General features: G+C 63.8%; 11 protein-coding genes. 6 read left to right on the top strand and 5 right to left on the bottom strand.

The window, feature by feature from the left end; translation table 11 throughout:
* Window positions 1–367: 367 nt before the first annotated feature.
* Together AC0L26_RS11005 and AC0L26_RS11010 are read right to left on the bottom strand one after the other, a co-directional pair.
* A complete protein-coding gene (locus AC0L26_RS11005; protein ID WP_473632525.1) occupies window positions 368–1,786 on the bottom strand; it encodes a TadE/TadG family type IV pilus assembly protein in 1,419 nt (472 codons plus the stop codon).
* Window positions 1,787–2,102: 316 nt separating this feature from the next.
* A complete protein-coding gene (locus AC0L26_RS11010) occupies window positions 2,103–2,972 on the bottom strand; it encodes a transglutaminase-like domain-containing protein (RefSeq protein WP_473632526.1) in 870 nt (289 codons plus the stop codon).
* Between the two features lie 167 nt (window positions 2,973–3,139).
* Here AC0L26_RS11010 and AC0L26_RS11015 point away from each other — a divergent pair, with 167 nt between their 5' ends.
* Entirely contained in the window at window positions 3,140–3,814 is a 675-nt protein-coding gene (locus tag AC0L26_RS11015) for an HAD-IA family hydrolase (RefSeq protein ID WP_473632527.1), read from the top strand.
* A gap of 184 nt (window positions 3,815–3,998) precedes the next feature.
* Here AC0L26_RS11015 and AC0L26_RS11020 read toward each other — a convergent pair whose 3' ends face one another.
* Window positions 3,999–4,238: a DUF1674 domain-containing protein gene (locus AC0L26_RS11020; RefSeq protein WP_473632528.1), complete on the bottom strand. Its 240-nt coding sequence runs from the start codon at window positions 4,236–4,238 to the stop codon at window positions 3,999–4,001.
* 121 nt (window positions 4,239–4,359) lie between these two features.
* Here AC0L26_RS11020 and htpX point away from each other — a divergent pair, with 121 nt between their 5' ends.
* The 4 genes from htpX to purH all read left to right on the top strand — a co-directional run bounded on the left by htpX (window position 4,360) and on the right by purH (window position 10,375).
* On the top strand, window positions 4,360–5,391 hold the full coding sequence (gene htpX, locus AC0L26_RS11025) for a zinc metalloprotease HtpX (RefSeq protein WP_473632529.1): 1,032 nt from the start codon (window positions 4,360–4,362) through the stop codon (window positions 5,389–5,391).
* On the top strand, window positions 5,382–6,776 hold the full coding sequence (locus tag AC0L26_RS11030) for an RsmB/NOP family class I SAM-dependent RNA methyltransferase (protein WP_473632530.1): 1,395 nt from the start codon (window positions 5,382–5,384) through the stop codon (window positions 6,774–6,776). The genes htpX and AC0L26_RS11030 overlap by 10 nt, the downstream gene beginning before the upstream one ends.
* Window positions 6,777–6,913: 137 nt before the next feature.
* Window positions 6,914–8,638: a heparinase II/III family protein gene (locus AC0L26_RS11035; RefSeq protein WP_473632531.1), complete on the top strand. Its 1,725-nt coding sequence runs from the start codon at window positions 6,914–6,916 to the stop codon at window positions 8,636–8,638.
* A 120-nt stretch (window positions 8,639–8,758) separates the two neighbouring features.
* Window positions 8,759–10,375, top strand: a complete 1,617-nt coding sequence (gene purH / locus AC0L26_RS11040) for a bifunctional phosphoribosylaminoimidazolecarboxamide formyltransferase/IMP cyclohydrolase (protein WP_473632532.1) — start codon at window positions 8,759–8,761, stop codon at window positions 10,373–10,375.
* Between the two features lie 42 nt (window positions 10,376–10,417).
* On the opposite strand, the gene AC0L26_RS11045 is transcribed toward purH, so the two are convergent.
* Together AC0L26_RS11045 and AC0L26_RS11050 are read right to left on the bottom strand one after the other, a co-directional pair.
* A complete protein-coding gene (locus tag AC0L26_RS11045; RefSeq protein ID WP_473632533.1) occupies window positions 10,418–11,794 on the bottom strand; it encodes an MFS transporter in 1,377 nt (458 codons plus the stop codon).
* 92 nt (window positions 11,795–11,886) lie between these two features.
* Window positions 11,887–16,695, bottom strand: a complete 4,809-nt coding sequence (locus AC0L26_RS11050) for an NAD-glutamate dehydrogenase (protein ID WP_473632534.1) — start codon at window positions 16,693–16,695, stop codon at window positions 11,887–11,889.
* A 138-nt stretch (window positions 16,696–16,833) separates the two neighbouring features.
* On the opposite strand from AC0L26_RS11050, the gene AC0L26_RS11055 reads away from it, so the two are divergent.
* A complete protein-coding gene (locus AC0L26_RS11055) occupies window positions 16,834–17,397 on the top strand; it encodes a peroxidase-related enzyme (protein WP_473632535.1) in 564 nt (187 codons plus the stop codon).
* Window positions 17,398–17,420 lie beyond the last annotated feature (23 nt).

Consider the following 17,420-nt stretch of genomic DNA (forward strand, 5'->3'; position numbering starts at 1 on the left):
GCGACCCCTACGCCGACTTTGCCTGTCCGATCGGATCGTCGCAAGCCGCTAGCGACAGCTTGCGCGGCATTTTCACCATGGCGCCTTGCCATTTGCCGACCGACACCCCATCATGAGGGTGTGTTCAACAAATCGAAAGGAGGTGATCCGATGTCGAGTGATTTCGTTTTCCAGAACGTGGCCTCAGCGGATTGCACTTTCGGGAAGCAGTCTTCCCGTTAAGGCGCGAGATGCGCGGCTGGTGACGCAAATCGTCGCCGCCAATGAGCCGCGCCATGGACGGAAACACGGAAGGCCGCCGGCTTCGCAAGAAGCGGCGGCCTTTTCCTTGTTGGAATTCGTGTATCGGGCCCGAACGAGGGGTAGATCAGCGTTTGATGGTAAGCTTCTCGATATTCCCGGTGATCTCGTCGAAGGCGGCGGACAATTCCGTGCCCGTGGCGGCCTCGTAATAGTGCTTCAGCGAGGACGTGTCCGCCGTGGAGCAGTTCTTGAGCACGCTCTTGGCCTGGTCCCTCTCGTTCACCGTCATGGTCGGATCGTTCAGATCGAAGCCGATCGTGAAGATTTCGATCCCATCGCGCTTCATGTTATCGCAGATGGCTTCGGCATTGTTTCTCGAGATCTGGCCTTGATCCTGTGACCTGGGCGTCCCACGCCCCTTGGCAAAGGCAGTATTGAACTGGCCGTCGGTCATCAGGATGGCGACCTTGGCCACTCTTCTGCTGTCGAAATTGGCGGGACCGGCACCCAGACCGGCATCGGCAATCGCCGAGCGCCACGACGGCGAAAGCATATAATAACCCCACTGCGCGGCGATACCACCGGCCGTGACGCCGTCCGCCTGAAAATGGGCGATTGTCGTGAGCAATTTGTCTTCGTCGGCCGTCAGGGGGATGAGCGCGGCAGACGGGCAATTGCCCATATCGTAGTCCCGATTCACTTTGGCCAGATAGGTTTTACCATTATTGTCCTGGCGCCGCGTATAAGGCCCGTCGGAAGAATAGTCGGCGTAGCCATCCTTGTCCTTGCGCTCGGTGGCGCATTTATCACGCCCCAGCGTCAACGATGCCGAAACCGCAGCGTCGATTGGCGGCGGTACCCTTGGCCCATGTTCCGTCTCGACGAACACCGTGCTGGCCAGGCCGCCTGTATTGACGGCTTCGGCGTAAGGAACGACCGCAACGCGTATGCGGGGATTGGCCTTGTCGCGGTTCCATTTAAGCAGATCGGTCACTGCCTTCGAGGCCGCAGTCCGCAAGTCGCCAATTTTGTCGGTCTTCTTATACCAGCTGGCCGCCATCGATCCGGTCACGTCGAGCATCATCGCCACTTCGATCTGCTTGTCCGAATAGAGCGCTGTGGTCGACGCCGCGACACGCCGCGTATCGCCCATGCTGAAAAACGGGAAATAAAGGCCGACGTTGACGTGGACGTCCGCCTGGACGGTCTTGGCGGTCTTGTCGACGGTCAGTTTGTCGAGAACGATCTGGTCAGCCTCCAGGATGCCGGCCGTTCTGTTGGCGTCGAGAAACGTCTGCACCGACTTGTTGGCATCGGCCTCCTTGATGACGCCGGTGGTCAGGTCGCGCGCCGTCGAGGTCACCGCCGCATCGACCACACCTTGTAGGCTCGACTTGGCGTTGTAGAGCTGGGAAACGTTCACGCCAAAGCCGACGCTCAGTGCCAGCACCGACGCGACCATGCCGAACAGAACCGCGAAGTTTCCGCTTCGATCGCTGGCAAAGCCGCCGATCGCGTGAACAAAACCCCCAAAATGCCGCATGCTTTCGCCTCCGTTCGCCACGACCTCAAGGCCGTGCGAGGCGCATTGCAGGATTCCGGCCGAAACGGCGCCGCCAAGCGGCCAACGCCGGCGGCTAGTCGTCAACTCATTGTTTCTGCTTGATTTCGAAATGCGGCAGGGTGAACAGCCGGTAAACGACTAGCCGCTGCAGCAGTTTTGTTTACAAAGCGCTTACCATAATCCTTCCGTGTGCCGTGGAGCATAAGAACTCGGTCCCGATCCGGCACAGGCGGGCTGTGCCGGAGCGGATCAGACGTATCAGAGCCGCAGGACAGCCCCGATCATCGTAATGCCCCTACGCCAGCATCTGCGCGCTGACGGTTCTGTCGACCCCGCGATGGGGCGGGTTGAACAGGTTGCTTTCCTGCTCGTAGGTCCAGACCTTGAACAGCCCGAGCCGGTGCGGCCCGAAACTGTGCAGCAGCGGCACGTCGGTCGCGTCGCGGCCGCGCGCGATGACGACGCGACCGATCCTCGGGATGTTGTGGCGGGGATCGAACGTGTACCATTTGCCCTCGAGGAACACTTCCAGCCACGCCGAAAAATCCATCGGCGCCGGGTCGACCGGCACACCGATGTCGCCGAGATAGCCGTTCACGTAGCGGGCAGGAATGTTCATGCAGCGGCAAAGCGTGATCGCAAGATGAGCGAAGTCGCGGCACACGCCGACGCGCTCTTCATGTGCCTGCGCGGCCGTGCGGGTCGGGCGCGCATAGCCGTAACCGAACGACAGACGATTATGGACATAGTCGACGATCGCCTGGACCCGCGCCCAGCCGCGGGGCAGATGGCCAAAGAGCTGCCAGGCTAGATCGCTGAGATGATCGGTCTCGCAATAGCGGCTGCCGAGCAGATAGCAGAGCACATCGTCGGGCAACTCCGTCACCGGCACCTCCCTGGCCAGTGTGTTGACCTGGTCGGTCTCGCCGCTGTCCTCAACGACGGCATCGTAGAGAATGCGAAAGCCGCCGCCGGGCGCCGTGAAGCGGCGGCAGGTGTTGCCATAAAGATCGTGATAGACCGTGGTTGGGACCGACGGCGAGGTCAGCACGCGCGTCTGCCGCTTGATGTCGGCCTGGCGCTCCTTGTGGATCTCGAGCAGCGAAATCACTGGGGTGGCTTCGGCACAATCGATGGCGATTTCATAGCCGAGCCTAATCAGCATCGCGGTTCCCCCGTTGAGTGTCATGGAAGACAGTCTGGTGAACGCGAGAGGGCTCGTCGTGGTTCCCTGGCATGGTCGAAAACGCGGTCTCGCGCTTCCCATGCAGCCGATGCGACGTTACGGTCGCCCAACAGGCTTTGATCCCTCCAAACAACCGGAAATAGCAGATGTTCGCAGGCAAGAAATTCGCAGCCTTCCTTTTCGACATGGACGGCACGGTGGTCAATTCGATTGCCGCGGCAGAAAGGGTCTGGGCAGATTGGGCACGCCGGCAAGGCCTCGACGTTGCCGCATTCCTGCCGACGATCCACGGCGTGCGGGCGATCGAGACCATCGCGCGGTTGGCGCTGCCAGGCGTCGATCCGATGCGCGAAGCCGATGCGCTTTTGAAGGCCGAGGTGGCCGACGTCGACGGCGTCCTTCCGATCGCCGGTGCCGCGGCGTTTCTGGCGTCGCTGCCGCCCGAGCGCTGGGCCATCGTCACCTCCGCGCCGCGCGAACTGGCGCTCCTGCGCATCGCGGCCGCCGGTATCCCGCTTCCCGCCGTGCTCGTTGCGGCGGAGGATGTTTCCCGTGGCAAGCCGGCGCCCGATTGCTTTCAGCTGGCGGCCGAGCAGCTGGGCGTCGACGCGCGCGACTGCCTCGTTTTCGAAGATGCGCCGGCCGGAATATCGGCGGCCGAGGCCGCAGGGGCTACGGTCATGGTGATCAGCGCCACGCACCAGCACCCGCTGCAAACGCCGCATGCCGCAATCGCCGGCTACGACGCGATCGGCATCAGCGTTGACGACCGCGGCTGGATCGCCCTTGAGCCGCAACAACTGGCGGCCGCAGCCTCCTAAGCCGTCCCAGCTTCGTCCCCAGGGCGGAGCAGGAGCGAAGCGACGTAGCGGAAACCTTGGGATGACGAATGGGAAGGGTGTTCCCGCTAATCTCCGAGATGCGTGATCCGCAACACGAGTACCGGGAGCGCAGGAACCCGCTATTCGCAGGCCGGCCGGCATCCACCTAAATCTCAACGTGCCCTTAGAAATCGCTGGTCAGGCCTTTGACCTCCCAGTCGCCATAGCGGCCGGGTTCCTTGCCGCCACGGCCGCCGATCTCCCGCGGCATCGCGGCTTCCTGCTGGCGATAGCGGTCGCGCCGTGCTTCCGCTTCCGCCAAAGCGCGGCGGGCTGCCGGCGTCAGCGCCTTTCGCGGCGCATCGTAGCCGGGATCGGCATCTGTATTGCTGGTTTGGCCCGTTTTACTGGATTCGTCGATCATGCGATATTCCAACAGAGAAACCGGCGCCAATTGAAACAGGGGCCAGTGCTTCCCATCATATAGCGATCAGTCGACAAGGATCGACCCCCTTTACGCGGCGCAGGCAGAAACGGAGCAGACAATGAACACACTTCGCACCGCCATGCTTTTGGCCGCTATGACTGCGCTGTTCATGGGCGTCGGCTATATGATCGGTGGATCGGGCGGCATGGTGATCGCCCTGTTGATTGCGGCCGGCATGAACCTGTTCAGCTATTGGAACGCCGACAAGATGGTGCTGTCGATGAACCGCGCCGTCGAGGTCGACGAAAGGAACGCGCCGGAATATTACGCCATCGTGCAGAGCCTGGCCAAACAGGCCGGCCTGCCGATGCCGAAAACCTATCTGATCGACAACCCGCAGCCCAACGCCTTCGCCACCGGCCGCAACCCGCAGAATGCCGCGGTCGCCGCCACCACCGGATTGCTGCAGCAGCTGTCGCCTGAAGAGGTCGCCGCGGTGATGGCGCACGAACTCGCCCATGTGCAGCACCGCGACACGCTGACCATGACGATCGTCGCCACGCTTGCCGGCGCGATCTCGATGCTCGGCAATTTCGCCTTCTTTTTCGGCGGCAACCGCGACAACAACAATTCTTTCGGCTTTGTCGGCGTGCTGGTGGCGATGATCGTAGCGCCGTTCGCGGCCATGATCGTGCAGATGGCGGTCAGCCGCACCCGCGAGTATGAGGCCGACCGGCGCGGTGCCGAAATCTGTGGACAGCCACTCTGGCTTGCCTCGGCGCTTGACAAGATCGCCCGCGGCGCCGAACGCATCCGCAACCCGGATGCCGAGCGCAATCCGGCGACCGCCCACCTCTTCATCATCAATCCTCTATCCGGCGAGCGCATGGACAGTCTGTTTTCCACTCACCCGAACACCGACAACCGCATCGCGGCCCTGCAGGCGATGGCGCGGGATATGACGGTTGGTGGCGCATCCACCCCGCCGCGGCCGCAAACTCCGATGCCAAAGCAGGCTGGCGAGCAGCAGCCATCCGGCCCGTGGGGGAAGCCAGCCCAGCAGCCTGAGCAGCCGCCGGCGCAACCGGCCCGGCCGAAATCCAATCCCTGGGGCCGCAATCCGACCGGACCCAAGGGCCCGTGGTCGTGAGCGAAGCGAAACGCCGGCACCGAATTTCAGGCGATCATGAAAACCATGCGGTGAGCCCCGGCGAGCCCGTTGCCGGCCTTGCGGCGCGCAAGGCGGCAGCAAGGCTGCTCGCCGCCGTCATCGACGCCAAGACGCCGCTTGACGGATTGACCGACCATGAGAACGGCCATCCGCAATACAAGGCGCTCGACCTGCGTGACCGGGCGCTGGTGCGCGCCATACTGGTCACTGCGCTGCGCTTCCGCATGACCATATCGGGGTCGCTGGCGCGTCGGCTGGAAAAGCCGCTGCCGCCCAACGCCACCGCGCTTTCGCATATTCTGCATGTGGCGGCGGCGCAGATCCTGTTCCTCGACATTCCCGATAGCGCCGCCGTCGATCTAGCCGTGACCCACGCCAAGTCGGATCCGCGCACGGTGCGCTTTTCCGGTCTTGTCAACGGCGTGCTGCGCACGCTGGCCCGATCCAAGGAAACAGAACTGGCCGCAGCGCTTGCCGCTACCGACGAAGCGCCGCGATGGTTTTCCGATCGCTTGAAAGCTGCCTATGGCGTCGACAAGGCCAGGCAGATTCTCGCCGCACATCGGTACGAGGCACCGGTCGACTTCACCGTCAAGTCCGATCCCGCGCTGTGGGCCGGGCGGCTCGGCGGCATCGTGCTGCCGACCGGCACGGTGCGGGTGGAAAAACTCAGCGCCTCCGTCACCGAGCTGCCCGGTTTCGAAGACGGCGCCTGGTGGGTTCAGGACGCCGCCGCCAGCCTTCCGGCCCGACTCCTTGGCGACATAAGGGGTTTGCGCGTCGCCGACCTCTGTGCCGCCCCTGGCGGCAAGACCGCTCAGCTCATTCTCGGCGGCGCGGAGGTCACCGCGATCGATTCCTCAAAAAACCGGCTGGCGCGGCTCTCGCAGAATCTCGAACGGCTCGGTCTGCCCGCAGAGATCGTCCAGGCCGATTTGCTCAAATACGAGCCGAAGGAACTGTTCGACGCCGTTCTCCTCGACGCACCCTGCTCTTCGACCGGCACGGTGCGGCGGCATCCCGACGTGCCTTGGACGAAGACGGCGGCCGACGTCGAAAAGCTCGCCGATCTGCAGCGAAGGCTGCTCGCCCGCGCCGTCACCCTGGTCAGGCCCGGAGGGCGCATCGTCTTTTCCAACTGTTCGCTCGACCCGCTCGAAGGCGAGGCGCTTCACCGGGCCTTCCTCGCCGGCACGGCCGATATCGCCGATGATCCGCTCCGCCCGGGCGAGATCGCCGGCATCGATCCGTTCCTGACGTCGCAAGGAACGCTGCGCACCACGCCCGCCGATCTCGAACTCGGCACACCGGAACGGTCAGGCCTGGACGGCTTCTTCGCCGCTCGCATGCGCAGGGCCGGCTAACACGGAAAATTCGCCGGCTGTCTTAGGAAGAATCCTGCGGAAAACAGGCTGAACTCCAGGGCTCCCGTTGAATTCGCCTTCGCATAAGTTCTTGAATCATATAAGCTTGTTCTCGGATGAGGACTTGAGGAGGGCTTTTGGCGATCGCTGCCGGCAGCACGACGCGCCTATGGACGCTTGTCGCGAAGGAGTTCTGGCGCAAGGCGCGCCGGCGCCTGCGCGCCGGGCCGATCTATCGCTGGCGCTATTCCGGCCGCACGCCGGAACGCGTTTTGATCGCGCCGCCGGACCTGCGCCTGGCCGACCCGCAGATCGCGCTCGAGATCTATTATGGCCGCTATCCGCTGTCGGGACATCTGGTCGAGACCGGCGGCAAGTCGCCCTTCCAGATCGCCGTGCAAAATCCCGGCTGGCAAAAGACGCTGCACGGCTTTCGCTGGCTGCGCCATATGCGCGCCGCCGGCACCGAGCTCGCCGCCGCCAATGCCCGCGCGCTGGTCTCCGACTGGATCACCATCCATGGCAGCCATATTTCCGGTGTTGCCTGGGAGCCCGGCACGACGGCCAAGCGCGTCATTGCCTGGCTGCAGCATTCCTCGGTGGTGCTGCAGGGCGCTGAATTTCCCTTCTATCGGGCGTTCCTGAAATCGCTGGCCGTGCAGATCCGCTATCTCAGGGCGATGGCACGTGAGATGCCGGACGGCAAGGAACTGCTGCGCGCCCGCATCGCGCTCGCCTTCGCCGCCTTGTCGCTGCCGGCGTCGGCATCGACGCTGCGCGGCGCGACCCGCAATCTCGCCGAGGAGCTCGACCGCCAGATCCTGCCGGATGGCGGCCATATTTCCCGCAATCCGATAGCTGTTCTTGAAATCCTCGCCGACCTTCTGCCGCTGCGCCAGACTTATGCCAATCAAGCCGAAACACCGCCGCCGGCGCTGATGGGCGCCATCGACCGTATGCTGCCGGCGCTGCGCTTCTTTCGCCACCAGGACGGCAGCCTCGCCCGCTTCAACGGCATGGGCGCGACCATCCACGACCGCATCGCCACCATTCTGCGCCACGACGACACCGCCGGCGCGCCGTTGCTGCACGCGCCGCATTCGGGCTACGAGCGCCTTTCCATGGGCGGCGTCACCGTGATCGCCGATACCGGCCCGCCGCCCCCCATCGATGTTTCCAACGCGGCGCACGCCGGATGCCTGGCCTTCGAGCTGTCCTCCGGCCGCCAGCATTATGTCGTTAACGCTGGCGTCGACACCTATGGCGCCGCCGAATTCCGGCCGCTTGCCCGCGCCACCGCCGCCCATTCGACCGCCACCATCAACGATACGTCGTCGGCGCGGTTCAGCCATTCGCTGCGCGTCAACGATTTGCTCGGCACGCCGTTGATCGGCGGCCCGCAGCATGTGCCTTGCAAGCGCACCGACCAGCAGGGCAGCCAAGGGTTTTTGGCCCGCCACGACGGCTATGTCGCGCGCTTCGGCCTGCTGCATGAGCGCGAGCTGAAATTGTCGGCGAACGGCAATGTGCTCGCCGGCAGGGATCGCTTTCTGCGGCCGGGCAATGCTGCGATCCGCAACAACGGCCGCGATTTCGTCACGGTGCGCTTCCACATCCATCCCGACATAAGCCTGCTCCAGGACGAGCACGGCCGCCTGGTACTGGCCGCCGACCAGGCCGACAGCTGGGTGTTTACCTGTACCGAAGTGGCGCCCGAGGTCGATGAATCCATCTATTTCGCCGGCCTTGGCGGCCCGCGCCGTAGCCGGCAGATCGTACTGGCGTTCAAGGCATCGGAGATTTCCGAGGTCCATTGGCAACTGACGCGGACCGGCATCGCCGGCTATCCGGAAAAAAGCTGAAACTGCCCGTGGCGAATGGTCCGAGCCTGGAGCAAGGAGGCTGTAGCGGCTTGATTTCCTGATGTCATGTGCTACGGCGCGCCGACACTTTCCCAACCAGCCGTGAAAGGCCGCCAGCCCATGGCCGTCGCCGCCAAGAACATTCCCGCGCCCGATCTCGTCCCCGTGCGTCGCGCGCTGCTTTCCGTTTTCGACAAGACCGGGCTCATCGACTTCGCCAGGGCGCTGGCCGCGGCCGGTGTCGAGCTGGTTTCAACCGGCGGCACGGCAAAGGCCATCGCTGAGGCAGGCATGACCGTGCGCGACGTCTCCGACCTCACCGGTTTTCCAGAGATCATGGACGGCCGCGTCAAGACGCTGCATCCGTCGGTACATGGAGCGCTGCTTGGCGTGCGCGACGATCCCCAACACGCCGCGGCGATGCGCGATCATGGCATCGAGCCGATCGATCTCGTCGTCTCCAATCTCTATCCATTCGAGGATGTCCGCCGCTCCGGCGCTGCTTATGCCTCGATCGTCGAGAACATCGACATAGGCGGCCCGGCGATGATCCGCGCTTCCGCCAAGAACCACGCTTACGTCGCCATCGTCACCGACCCCGAAGACTATGCCTCGGTGCTCAACGCCCTGGAGATGAATTTCGGCTCGCTCTCGCTGGATTTCCGCAAGAAGCTGGCGGCCAAGGCTTTTGCCCGAACCGCCAGCTATGATGCGGCGATCTCCGGCTGGTTCGCCGAAGCGTTGGAGATCGAGCATCCCACCTGGCGCGCCTTCGGCGGCAGGCTGGACCAGGTGATGCGCTACGGCGAGAACCCACACCAGAGCGCCGGTTTCTACGTCGATGGCGACAAGCGGCCGGGCGTCGCGACGGCGCGCCAGCTTCAGGGCAAGCAGCTTTCCTACAACAACATCAACGACACCGACGCCGCCTTCGAACTGGTCGGCGAGTTCGACCCGGCGCGCTCCGCCGCTGTCGCGATCGTCAAGCACGCCAACCCGTGCGGCGTCGCCGAGGGTACCTCGCTGAAGACGGCCTATGCCAAGGCGCTTGCCTGCGACCCGGTGTCGGCTTTTGGCGGCATTGTCGCGATGAACCGTAGCCTCGATGCCGAAGCCGCCGAGGAGATCGTCAAAACCTTCACCGAGGTCATCATCGCGCCGGGCGCCTCGGAAGACGCAATCCGCATCGTCGCCGCCAAGAAGAATCTGCGCTTGCTTGTCACCGGCGGCCTGCCCGATCCGCGCTCGGCCGGAACCACCGTGAAATCCGTTTCCGGCGGATTGCTCGTCCAGGGCCGCGACAATGCGGTTGTCGATGACCTAGACCTGAAAGTGGTGACCAGGCGCGCGCCGACGCCGGCCGAGATGGCCGATCTCAAATTCGCCTTCCGCATCGCGAAGCACGTCAAGTCGAACGCCATCGTCTACGTCAGAGATGGTGCCACCGTCGGCATCGGCGCCGGCCAGATGAGCCGGGTCGATTCCTCGCGCATCGCGGCGCGCAAGGCGCTCGACGCGGCCGAGGCTGCCGGCCTGGTGGAGCCATTGACCAAAGGTTCTGTTGTCGCGTCAGACGCGTTCTTTCCCTTCGCCGACGGGCTTTTGTCGGCGATCGAAGCCGGCGCCACCGCCGTCATCCAGCCCGGCGGCTCGATGCGCGACGACGATGTCATCGCCGCCGCCGACGAGCACGGCATCGCCATGGTGTTTACCGGTGTGAGACATTTCAGGCATTGAGAACTTTTGCCTTGTCCCACAAGTGGGAAAAGGCAAGAGCAGCTACTCCGCCGGTTGGTCCGCCGGATACGGCGTGCGGACCAGGATTGCCAGGCCGACGCCGAGAAACAGGATAATAGCCGCCATGCCGAGCCGCGCCGAGCCGCTGGCCAGTGTGATCGTCGCCACCATGAACGGCGCGGCAAAACTGGTCGCCCGCCCGGCCAACGCATAGATGCCGAAATAGCGGCCCGACTCTGCCGCCGTGACGCTACGCGCCATGTAGGAGCGCGAAGATGCCTGCACCGGCCCAAAGGCAATACCGATCAGCAGACCAAAGAAGATGTAGGCTTTTTCCGCCGGTGTCCCGAACAACCCGCCGCTATCGGCTCCGGGCATCGTCCAGGCACCGAACAACGTATAGCCCGGGCCGGTGGAAACGATGCCGATCGTGGCGATGCTCAGCAGGACAAGCGAAATCATCACTATGGTCTTGGAGCCAAGCGCCGTGTCGAGGCGTGCGGCAACCAGGCAGCCGACGATGGCGACGACGTTGAGGATGATGCCGAACAGGCCGATCTCGGTGATCGACCAATGGAACATCGCCGCCGCAAAGGCACCGCCCAGCGCAAGCAACGCATTGACGCCATCCTGATAGATCATGCGGGCGACGAGAAAGCGGAAAATGCCGCTGCGCTTGCGTATTTCGCCCAGCGTCGATTTCAGTTCCGATAGTCCCTCGCGCACCGCCGGCCGTAGGGGAATGCCCTTCGCCGCATCCGGCGTGAAGAAGAACATCGGCAGGATGAACAGGAAATACCAGGCCGCCGAGAGGGGTCCGGTCGCCCGCGCGTCTTCGCCGAGTTTCGGGTCGAGCCCGAGGACCGGATCGAGACCGAGAAGCGTCTTGCCGGTTTCCGGGGAACTGGCCATGAAGGCGACGACAAAGATCAGCGCTACCATGCCGCCGAGATAGCCAAGACCCCAGGCCATGTTCGAGATTCGGCCGATATCGCTCTTCGGCACCAGGCGCGGCATCATCGAATCGTTGAAAACGGTCGAGAATTCCGCCGCGACCGAAGCCAGCGAGAAGAACAGCACAACCAGGAAAATGTTCGAACCGGGAGCAGCGAACCACAGCAGGCAGAGGCTGGTGATCTTGATCGCAGCGAAAGAGGCGATCCACGGCTTTCGCGGGCCGGTCTGGTCGGCGATCGAGCCGAGGATCGGCGACAGCACAGCGATGGCCAGACCCGCTGCGGCGATGCCGTAACCCCATGCCGCCTGGCCCGTTTCCGGATCGCTCGCCATGCGCGAGACGAAATAGGGTCCGAAGATGAAGGTGGTGATCACCGTGAAGAACGGCTGCGCCGCCCAGTCGAACAGCATCCATCCCCAGACGCCGCGTCCCGATGCCCGCTGCACTGCTACTTCGGCCATGTGCCCTCCCGCGAACGGCGCCCCGAAGCAGGGAACCGCTTCGCTCTATAGCGCAGTTCCTGTCGGCAATCCCGCGCCATGTCGAAGACTTCTCACATCCCCGTCAGGTCGCTGATCAGCCCCGACGCCACCGATAGCCGCGATACGGTGATGTCGCCGCCCTCGGTCAGCGCCTGTAGCCGCTCGCGGATGCGCGCGACCCGTTCACCGCCGGCCTCCAGCCATGCCGCCACCGGGTCCGTCGCCTCGGCGTGGCCGGTCAGCGCCGCCACCGCGATGCCGCGCCTGGCCGCGCCGATCGTGTCGGTGGCGCGGGAGAGAGCCAATTGATCGTAATAGTCGGACGGCGAGATCGAGCGTGCCGCATCCTCGACCCGCGGAATGCGGAAGGCGTCGCTCACCGCGAAAAACGCCTTCGCGGCGACGACGATGTCGGCATCCGCCGTCCGTGCGGTCAGCGCGATGTCGGGGACGAGGCCAGCCACATCGGTCAGCGCCAGCTGTTCGGCCAAGCTTTCGGGCGCGCCGCCCTTGGCCAGACCATGCCGCCGCTCCTCGATCAGTTCGCGCGAGAAGGCCGGCAGCAGCGAAACGAGCTTCGGCTCCAGTGCTTTGCGCGCGTCCTGCAGTTCGCCGATCCGCTGGCCGAGCGGTGCGGTGCTGGTATCGTTTTTGAGATACCAGCCGCTGGCCACATAAGTAAGCCGGCTAACGGCCTGATAGAGATCGAGCTGCACTTGTCCGTCGATCTGGTTGTCGAGCGCGTCGATCTGGCGGTAGAGTGCCGGCAAGCCGAAGCCGTCGCGCACGACCGCAAAGGTCCGGACCACGTCGGCCGCGCTGCGGCCGGTCGCTTCCTGCAGTCTGTTGACGAAAGATGGGCCGCCTCGATTGACCAGATCGTTGGCGACGACGCGGGCGATGATCTCGCGGCGCAGCCGATGGCCATGGATCTCGGCCGCGTATTTCTTCGCCATCCGGTCCGGAAAATAGCCCATCAGGTCACGGTCGAAATGCGGATCGTCCGGCACGTCGCTGGCGACGATGTCGGAAAACAGCACGATCTTTGCATAGGCCAACAGCACGCCGAGCTCAGCTCTGGTCAACGGCTCGCTGCGCGCCTCGCGCTCGGCAAGGGCTGCCGGCGACGGCAGAGCTTCGACATTGCGGTCGAGCAGGCCGCGCGCCTCGAGCGCGGCCATGAAACGGCTCTGATGGGCGATGTCGGCAAGGCCGCGCTTGCGGGCAAGGGACAGCGCCAGCGTCTGTTCGTAATTGTTGGACAGCACCAGCCCGCTCACCTCGTCGGTCATCTCGGCAAGAAGCTTGTTGCGCACTGGGCGGGTCAGCACTCCCTTGCGCATGGCGGAAGCCAGCGCGATCTTGATATTGACCTCGACGTCGGAGCAGTTGACGCCGCCCGAATTGTCGATCGCGTCCGAATTGCAGCGTCCGCCATTCAGCCCGAATTCGATGCGGGCCCGCTGCGTCACGCCGAGATTGGCGCCTTCGCCGATGACCTTGGCGCGCATCTCGAGCGCGGTCACCCGAATAGCATCGTTGGCGCGATCGCCGACATCCTGGTTGGTTTCCGTCGACGCCCTCAGATACGTGCCGATGCCGCCGAACCATAAAAGGTCAACCGGCGCCTTCAAGATGGCGCTCATGATCTCAACCGGCGTGGCTGTTGTCTTGCCGAGGCCGATCGCCGCGGCCGCGGCCGGCGGCAGCGTGATCGACTTCTGGCTGCGCGAGACGATGACGCCGCCTTCCGACAGCTTCGTCTTGTCATAATCCTGCCAGCTCGAACGCGGCAGCGCGAACATACGCCGGCGCTCGGCCATCGAAGCCGCCATGTCGGGAGCGGGATCGATGAAAATGTCGCGATGATCGAAAGCGGCAATCAGCCGGGTCTGCTCGGACAGGAGCATACCGTTGCCGAACACGTCGCCCGACATGTCGCCGACGCCGACCACGGTGAAGGGTGTGGTCTGGATGTCGCGGTTCATCTCGCGGAAATGCCGCTTGACCGCTTCCCAGGCGCCCTTGGCGGTGATGCCCATCTTCTTGTGGTCGTAGCCGGCCGAGCCGCCACTGGCAAAAGCGTCGTCGAGCCAGAAACCATGCTTCTCGCTGATCGCATTGGCTGTGTCGGAGAAGGTCGCCGTGCCCTTGTCGGCGGCAACGACGAAATAGGGATCGTCCGGGTCGCGCCGCACCACGCCGGCTGGCGGAATGACGCCGTCCAGGCCGATATTGTCGGTGATCGACAACAGGCTCGAGACAAAGTTCTTGTAGGCCGAGGTGCCGGCTTCGAAGATGGCGTCGCGGCCGGCGCTCGCCGGCAGCTTCTTCGGATAGAAGCCACCCTTGGCGCCGACCGGCACGATCACCGCGTTCTTGACCTGTTGCGCCTTGACCAGGCCGAGCACCTCAGTGCGGTAATCCTGGGCGCGGTCCGACCAGCGCAACCCGCCGCGGGCGACCGGGCCGAAGCGCAGATGCACGCCCTCGACCTCGGAACCGTAGACGAAGATCTCCCGCCACGGCCGCGGCGCCGGCAGGCCGTCGACCGCCTGCGAATCGAGCTTGATCGCCAGCGACTGGCCCTTCTCCTTCAAATCGGCAACGAAATGATTAGTGCGTAGCGAGGCTTCGATCAGGTTGAGGTAGCGGCGGATGATTGTGTCGTCATCGATGTTGGGAACCTCCTCCAACGCATCCTTGATCTTGGCCTTGAGGTGCTTGGCCGCGATCAGCCCTTCGGTGTCGGCCGTCGGTCCGAGGCGGGCGACGAACAGCGCATGCAGGCCCCGCGCGATGTCGGGATAGCGGTTGAGCGCGGCGGCAATGAAATCCTGGCTCTGCGGAATGCCGGCCTGTTGCAGATAGCGGCCATAGGCGCGCAGGATGGTGACCTCGCCCGACCACAGCCCCGCCGTCTGGGCAAGGCCGTTATAGCCGTCATTGTCGATGTCGCCGCGCCAGACGGAAAGGAAGGCGTCCTCGAACAGCGCGCCGCCGTCGCTAAGGTCGATCGGTTCGCCGTAGCTGTTTTCGAGCTCCATGTCGTGGATGAAGACCATGCCCGGCTGATCACTATTGATCATGCCTGAGGTCTGGTCGCCGACCTCGAAGGTGCGCTCACTGATGACACGGAAACCGATGTTCTCCAGAACCGGTACCCGCCTGGAAAGCGCCACCGGCTCACCGTGATGGTAGATCTTCAGCGCGGCTTGATGCGGCTTCTGGTCAGCATGGCGGTGATAGTCGATGGCGATCGGATTGTCGGCATTGATCCTCGATATGCGTCCAGCGTCGGCCAATGCTACGGCCGGCGGAAAACTGTCGCGATAGCTTTCCGAGAAACGTGAGGCGATGGTTGTAAGCGCCGCCTCAGCGCCGGTCTCGGCGGCGGCTTCGCGCAGCGTATCGTCCCAGGTCCGCACGATGTCGTGGATCGCGGCCTCGATCGTCGCCTGCTCGATCTTCGGCGTTCTGCCGCCGGAGCGGCCAATGATGAAATGGACGCGCGCCAGTCCGCCTTCCGGAAAGGCGGGGTAGTAGGCCGACAGCCGGCCTTCGAACACCGTCTTCAGATAGGTGCCGATCTTCTCGCGTACGATGCTGTCGTAGCGGTCGCGCGGCACGAAGACGAGGACCGAGACGAAGCGGTCGAACTGGTCGACGCGCACCAGCGCCCTGATCCGTGGCCGCTCGATCAGCCCCAGAAGGGCTTCGGCGTGCTTGCGCAGGACCGGCACCGGAACCTGGAACAGCTCGTCGCGCGGATAGCTCTCCAGCACGTTGATCAGTGCCTTGCCGGAATGATCTTCAGGGTTGAAGCCGGATTTGGCGATGATGGTTCCGGCTTTCGACCTGAGATAAGGGATCTTCATCACCGAGCGCGTGTAGGCGGTCGAGGTGAACAGGCCGACGATGCGCAACTCGCCCGAAAGCACGCCCTTGGCGGTGTAGGTCTTGATGCCGATGTAATCGAGATAGATGCGGCGGTGCACCGACGATTTGGCGTTGGCCTTGGTGACGATCAGCGGTTCCGGTCCGTGCAGGAAGGCGCGGATTTCCGGCGTCGTCGTCACCGCTTCGGTGCCGCGCCGCAGCACCAGCACGTCGGGATCGGAGAGGATGCCGAGCCCGGGCTTTTCGGTGCGCTCCAGCGTGCCGCTCTTCTCGCCGCCGGTGTATTTGAACTCGCGCATGCCAAGGAAGGTGAAATTGTCGTCGCGCAGCCATTCGAGGAAGGCGATTGCTTCGGTGACATGGGCCTTGTCGAGCGGCACCGGAGCGTAGCGGAACTCCGAGATCGCTTGGTCGAGGCGGGCCAGCATCGGCTTCCAGTCGGTGACCGCGGCGCGCACCTGTTCCAATATCTTCTTCAGCCGCCCGGCCAATGCTTCGGCCTGCTCGGCCGAAAGACGGCCGATATGGACGTGGATGACGCTCAGCCGTTCATGACTATGATCGCCCTTGGCAAAGCCGCCATCGCCGAGGATTTCGTCGACGCCGCTCTTGCCGTGCCTGACGACGATCACCGGATGGGTAACCAGCAGCGGTTCGCCGGCGCTCTCGGTGATCTCGCCGAGGATGGAATCGAACAGGAACGGCATGTTGTCATTGACGACGGTGATCACGGTCATCGGCCTGCCCTGGCGGACAACACCGGAATCGACCTCTATGGCGACGACGCAATCACCCTTCTTGTGACGGGCGACGGCGCGGCCGGCGAGATCGGCGGCGCGTTCGAGGTCGGTGACATCATAAGCGGCGACATCTTCGGCCGGCGCTCGCGCCAGCAGGTAATCGGCAAGCCTGCCGGGCTTTTCGCTGCCCTTGGCCGTGCTCATCTTTTTCAACTGACTTGCTGATTTCAGGCTGGCCATAGGCGCTAATTCCCTCCCGTCACATGCTTTTGCAACTATGGTAGCAGATGACCGGTATTTGGCGACAAAGGTTTGACGGCTTGCGACGAAATGTCGGAATTCGCCGGTGGGTCGCCTGGAAATGAGGAGAAATCCGCCATGACGGACAAAATCACTGCACTCGATCTCGCACCCGCGGAGCTGAGCGAAGCGACAAAAGCCTATTTCGCCAAATGCGAGGAGAAACTCGGCCTCGTTCCCAATGTGCTCTTGGCCTACGCTTTCGACGAGAAGAAGCTGCGTGCCTTCACCGACATGTACAATGATCTGATGCTGGGTGAATCCGGCCTGTCGAAACTGGAACGCGAGATGATCGCGGTGGCAGTCTCCTCGATCAATCATTGCTACTATTGCCTGACCGCCCATGGCGCGGCGGTGCGCCAGCTTTCCGGCGACCCGGCCTTCGGCGAGATGATGGCGATGAACTTCCGCGCCGCCGACCTTTCTGCGAAACAGATAGCGATGCTCGAATTTGCGGTGAAGCTGACCGAAGAGCCGGCTAAGATCGTCGAGACCGACCGGGCAGCGCTGCGCGAGGCCGGCTTTTCCAACCGCGACATCTGGGACATCGCCTCAACCGCCGCCTTCTTCAACATGTCGAACCGGGTGGCGGCGGCAGTCGACATGCGGCCGAACGATGAATACCACGCGATGGCACGATAGGGCCACGGCGGTCCCACTATCGG

It is taken from the genome of Mesorhizobium sp. WSM4823, assembly GCF_055811195.1.

Bases quoted from the DNA above. Each gene is read 5' to 3' on its own strand.
- AC0L26_RS11005 (WP_473632525.1), bottom strand. From the start codon at position 1,786: ATGCGGCATTTTGGGGGTTTTGTTCACGCGATCGGCGGCTTTGCCAGC.
- AC0L26_RS11010 (WP_473632526.1), bottom strand. From the start codon at position 2,972: ATGCTGATTAGGCTCGGCTATGAAATCGCCATCGATTGTGCCGAAGCC.
- AC0L26_RS11015 (WP_473632527.1), top strand. From the start codon at position 3,140: ATGTTCGCAGGCAAGAAATTCGCAGCCTTCCTTTTCGACATGGACGGC.
- AC0L26_RS11020 (WP_473632528.1), bottom strand. From the start codon at position 4,238: ATGATCGACGAATCCAGTAAAACGGGCCAAACCAGCAATACAGATGCC.
- htpX (WP_473632529.1), top strand. From the start codon at position 4,360: ATGAACACACTTCGCACCGCCATGCTTTTGGCCGCTATGACTGCGCTG.
- purH (WP_473632532.1), top strand. From the start codon at position 8,759: ATGGCCGTCGCCGCCAAGAACATTCCCGCGCCCGATCTCGTCCCCGTG.
- AC0L26_RS11045 (WP_473632533.1), bottom strand. From the start codon at position 11,794: ATGGCCGAAGTAGCAGTGCAGCGGGCATCGGGACGCGGCGTCTGGGGA.
- AC0L26_RS11050 (WP_473632534.1), bottom strand. From the start codon at position 16,695: ATGGCCAGCCTGAAATCAGCAAGTCAGTTGAAAAAGATGAGCACGGCC.
- AC0L26_RS11055 (WP_473632535.1), top strand. From the start codon at position 16,834: ATGACGGACAAAATCACTGCACTCGATCTCGCACCCGCGGAGCTGAGC.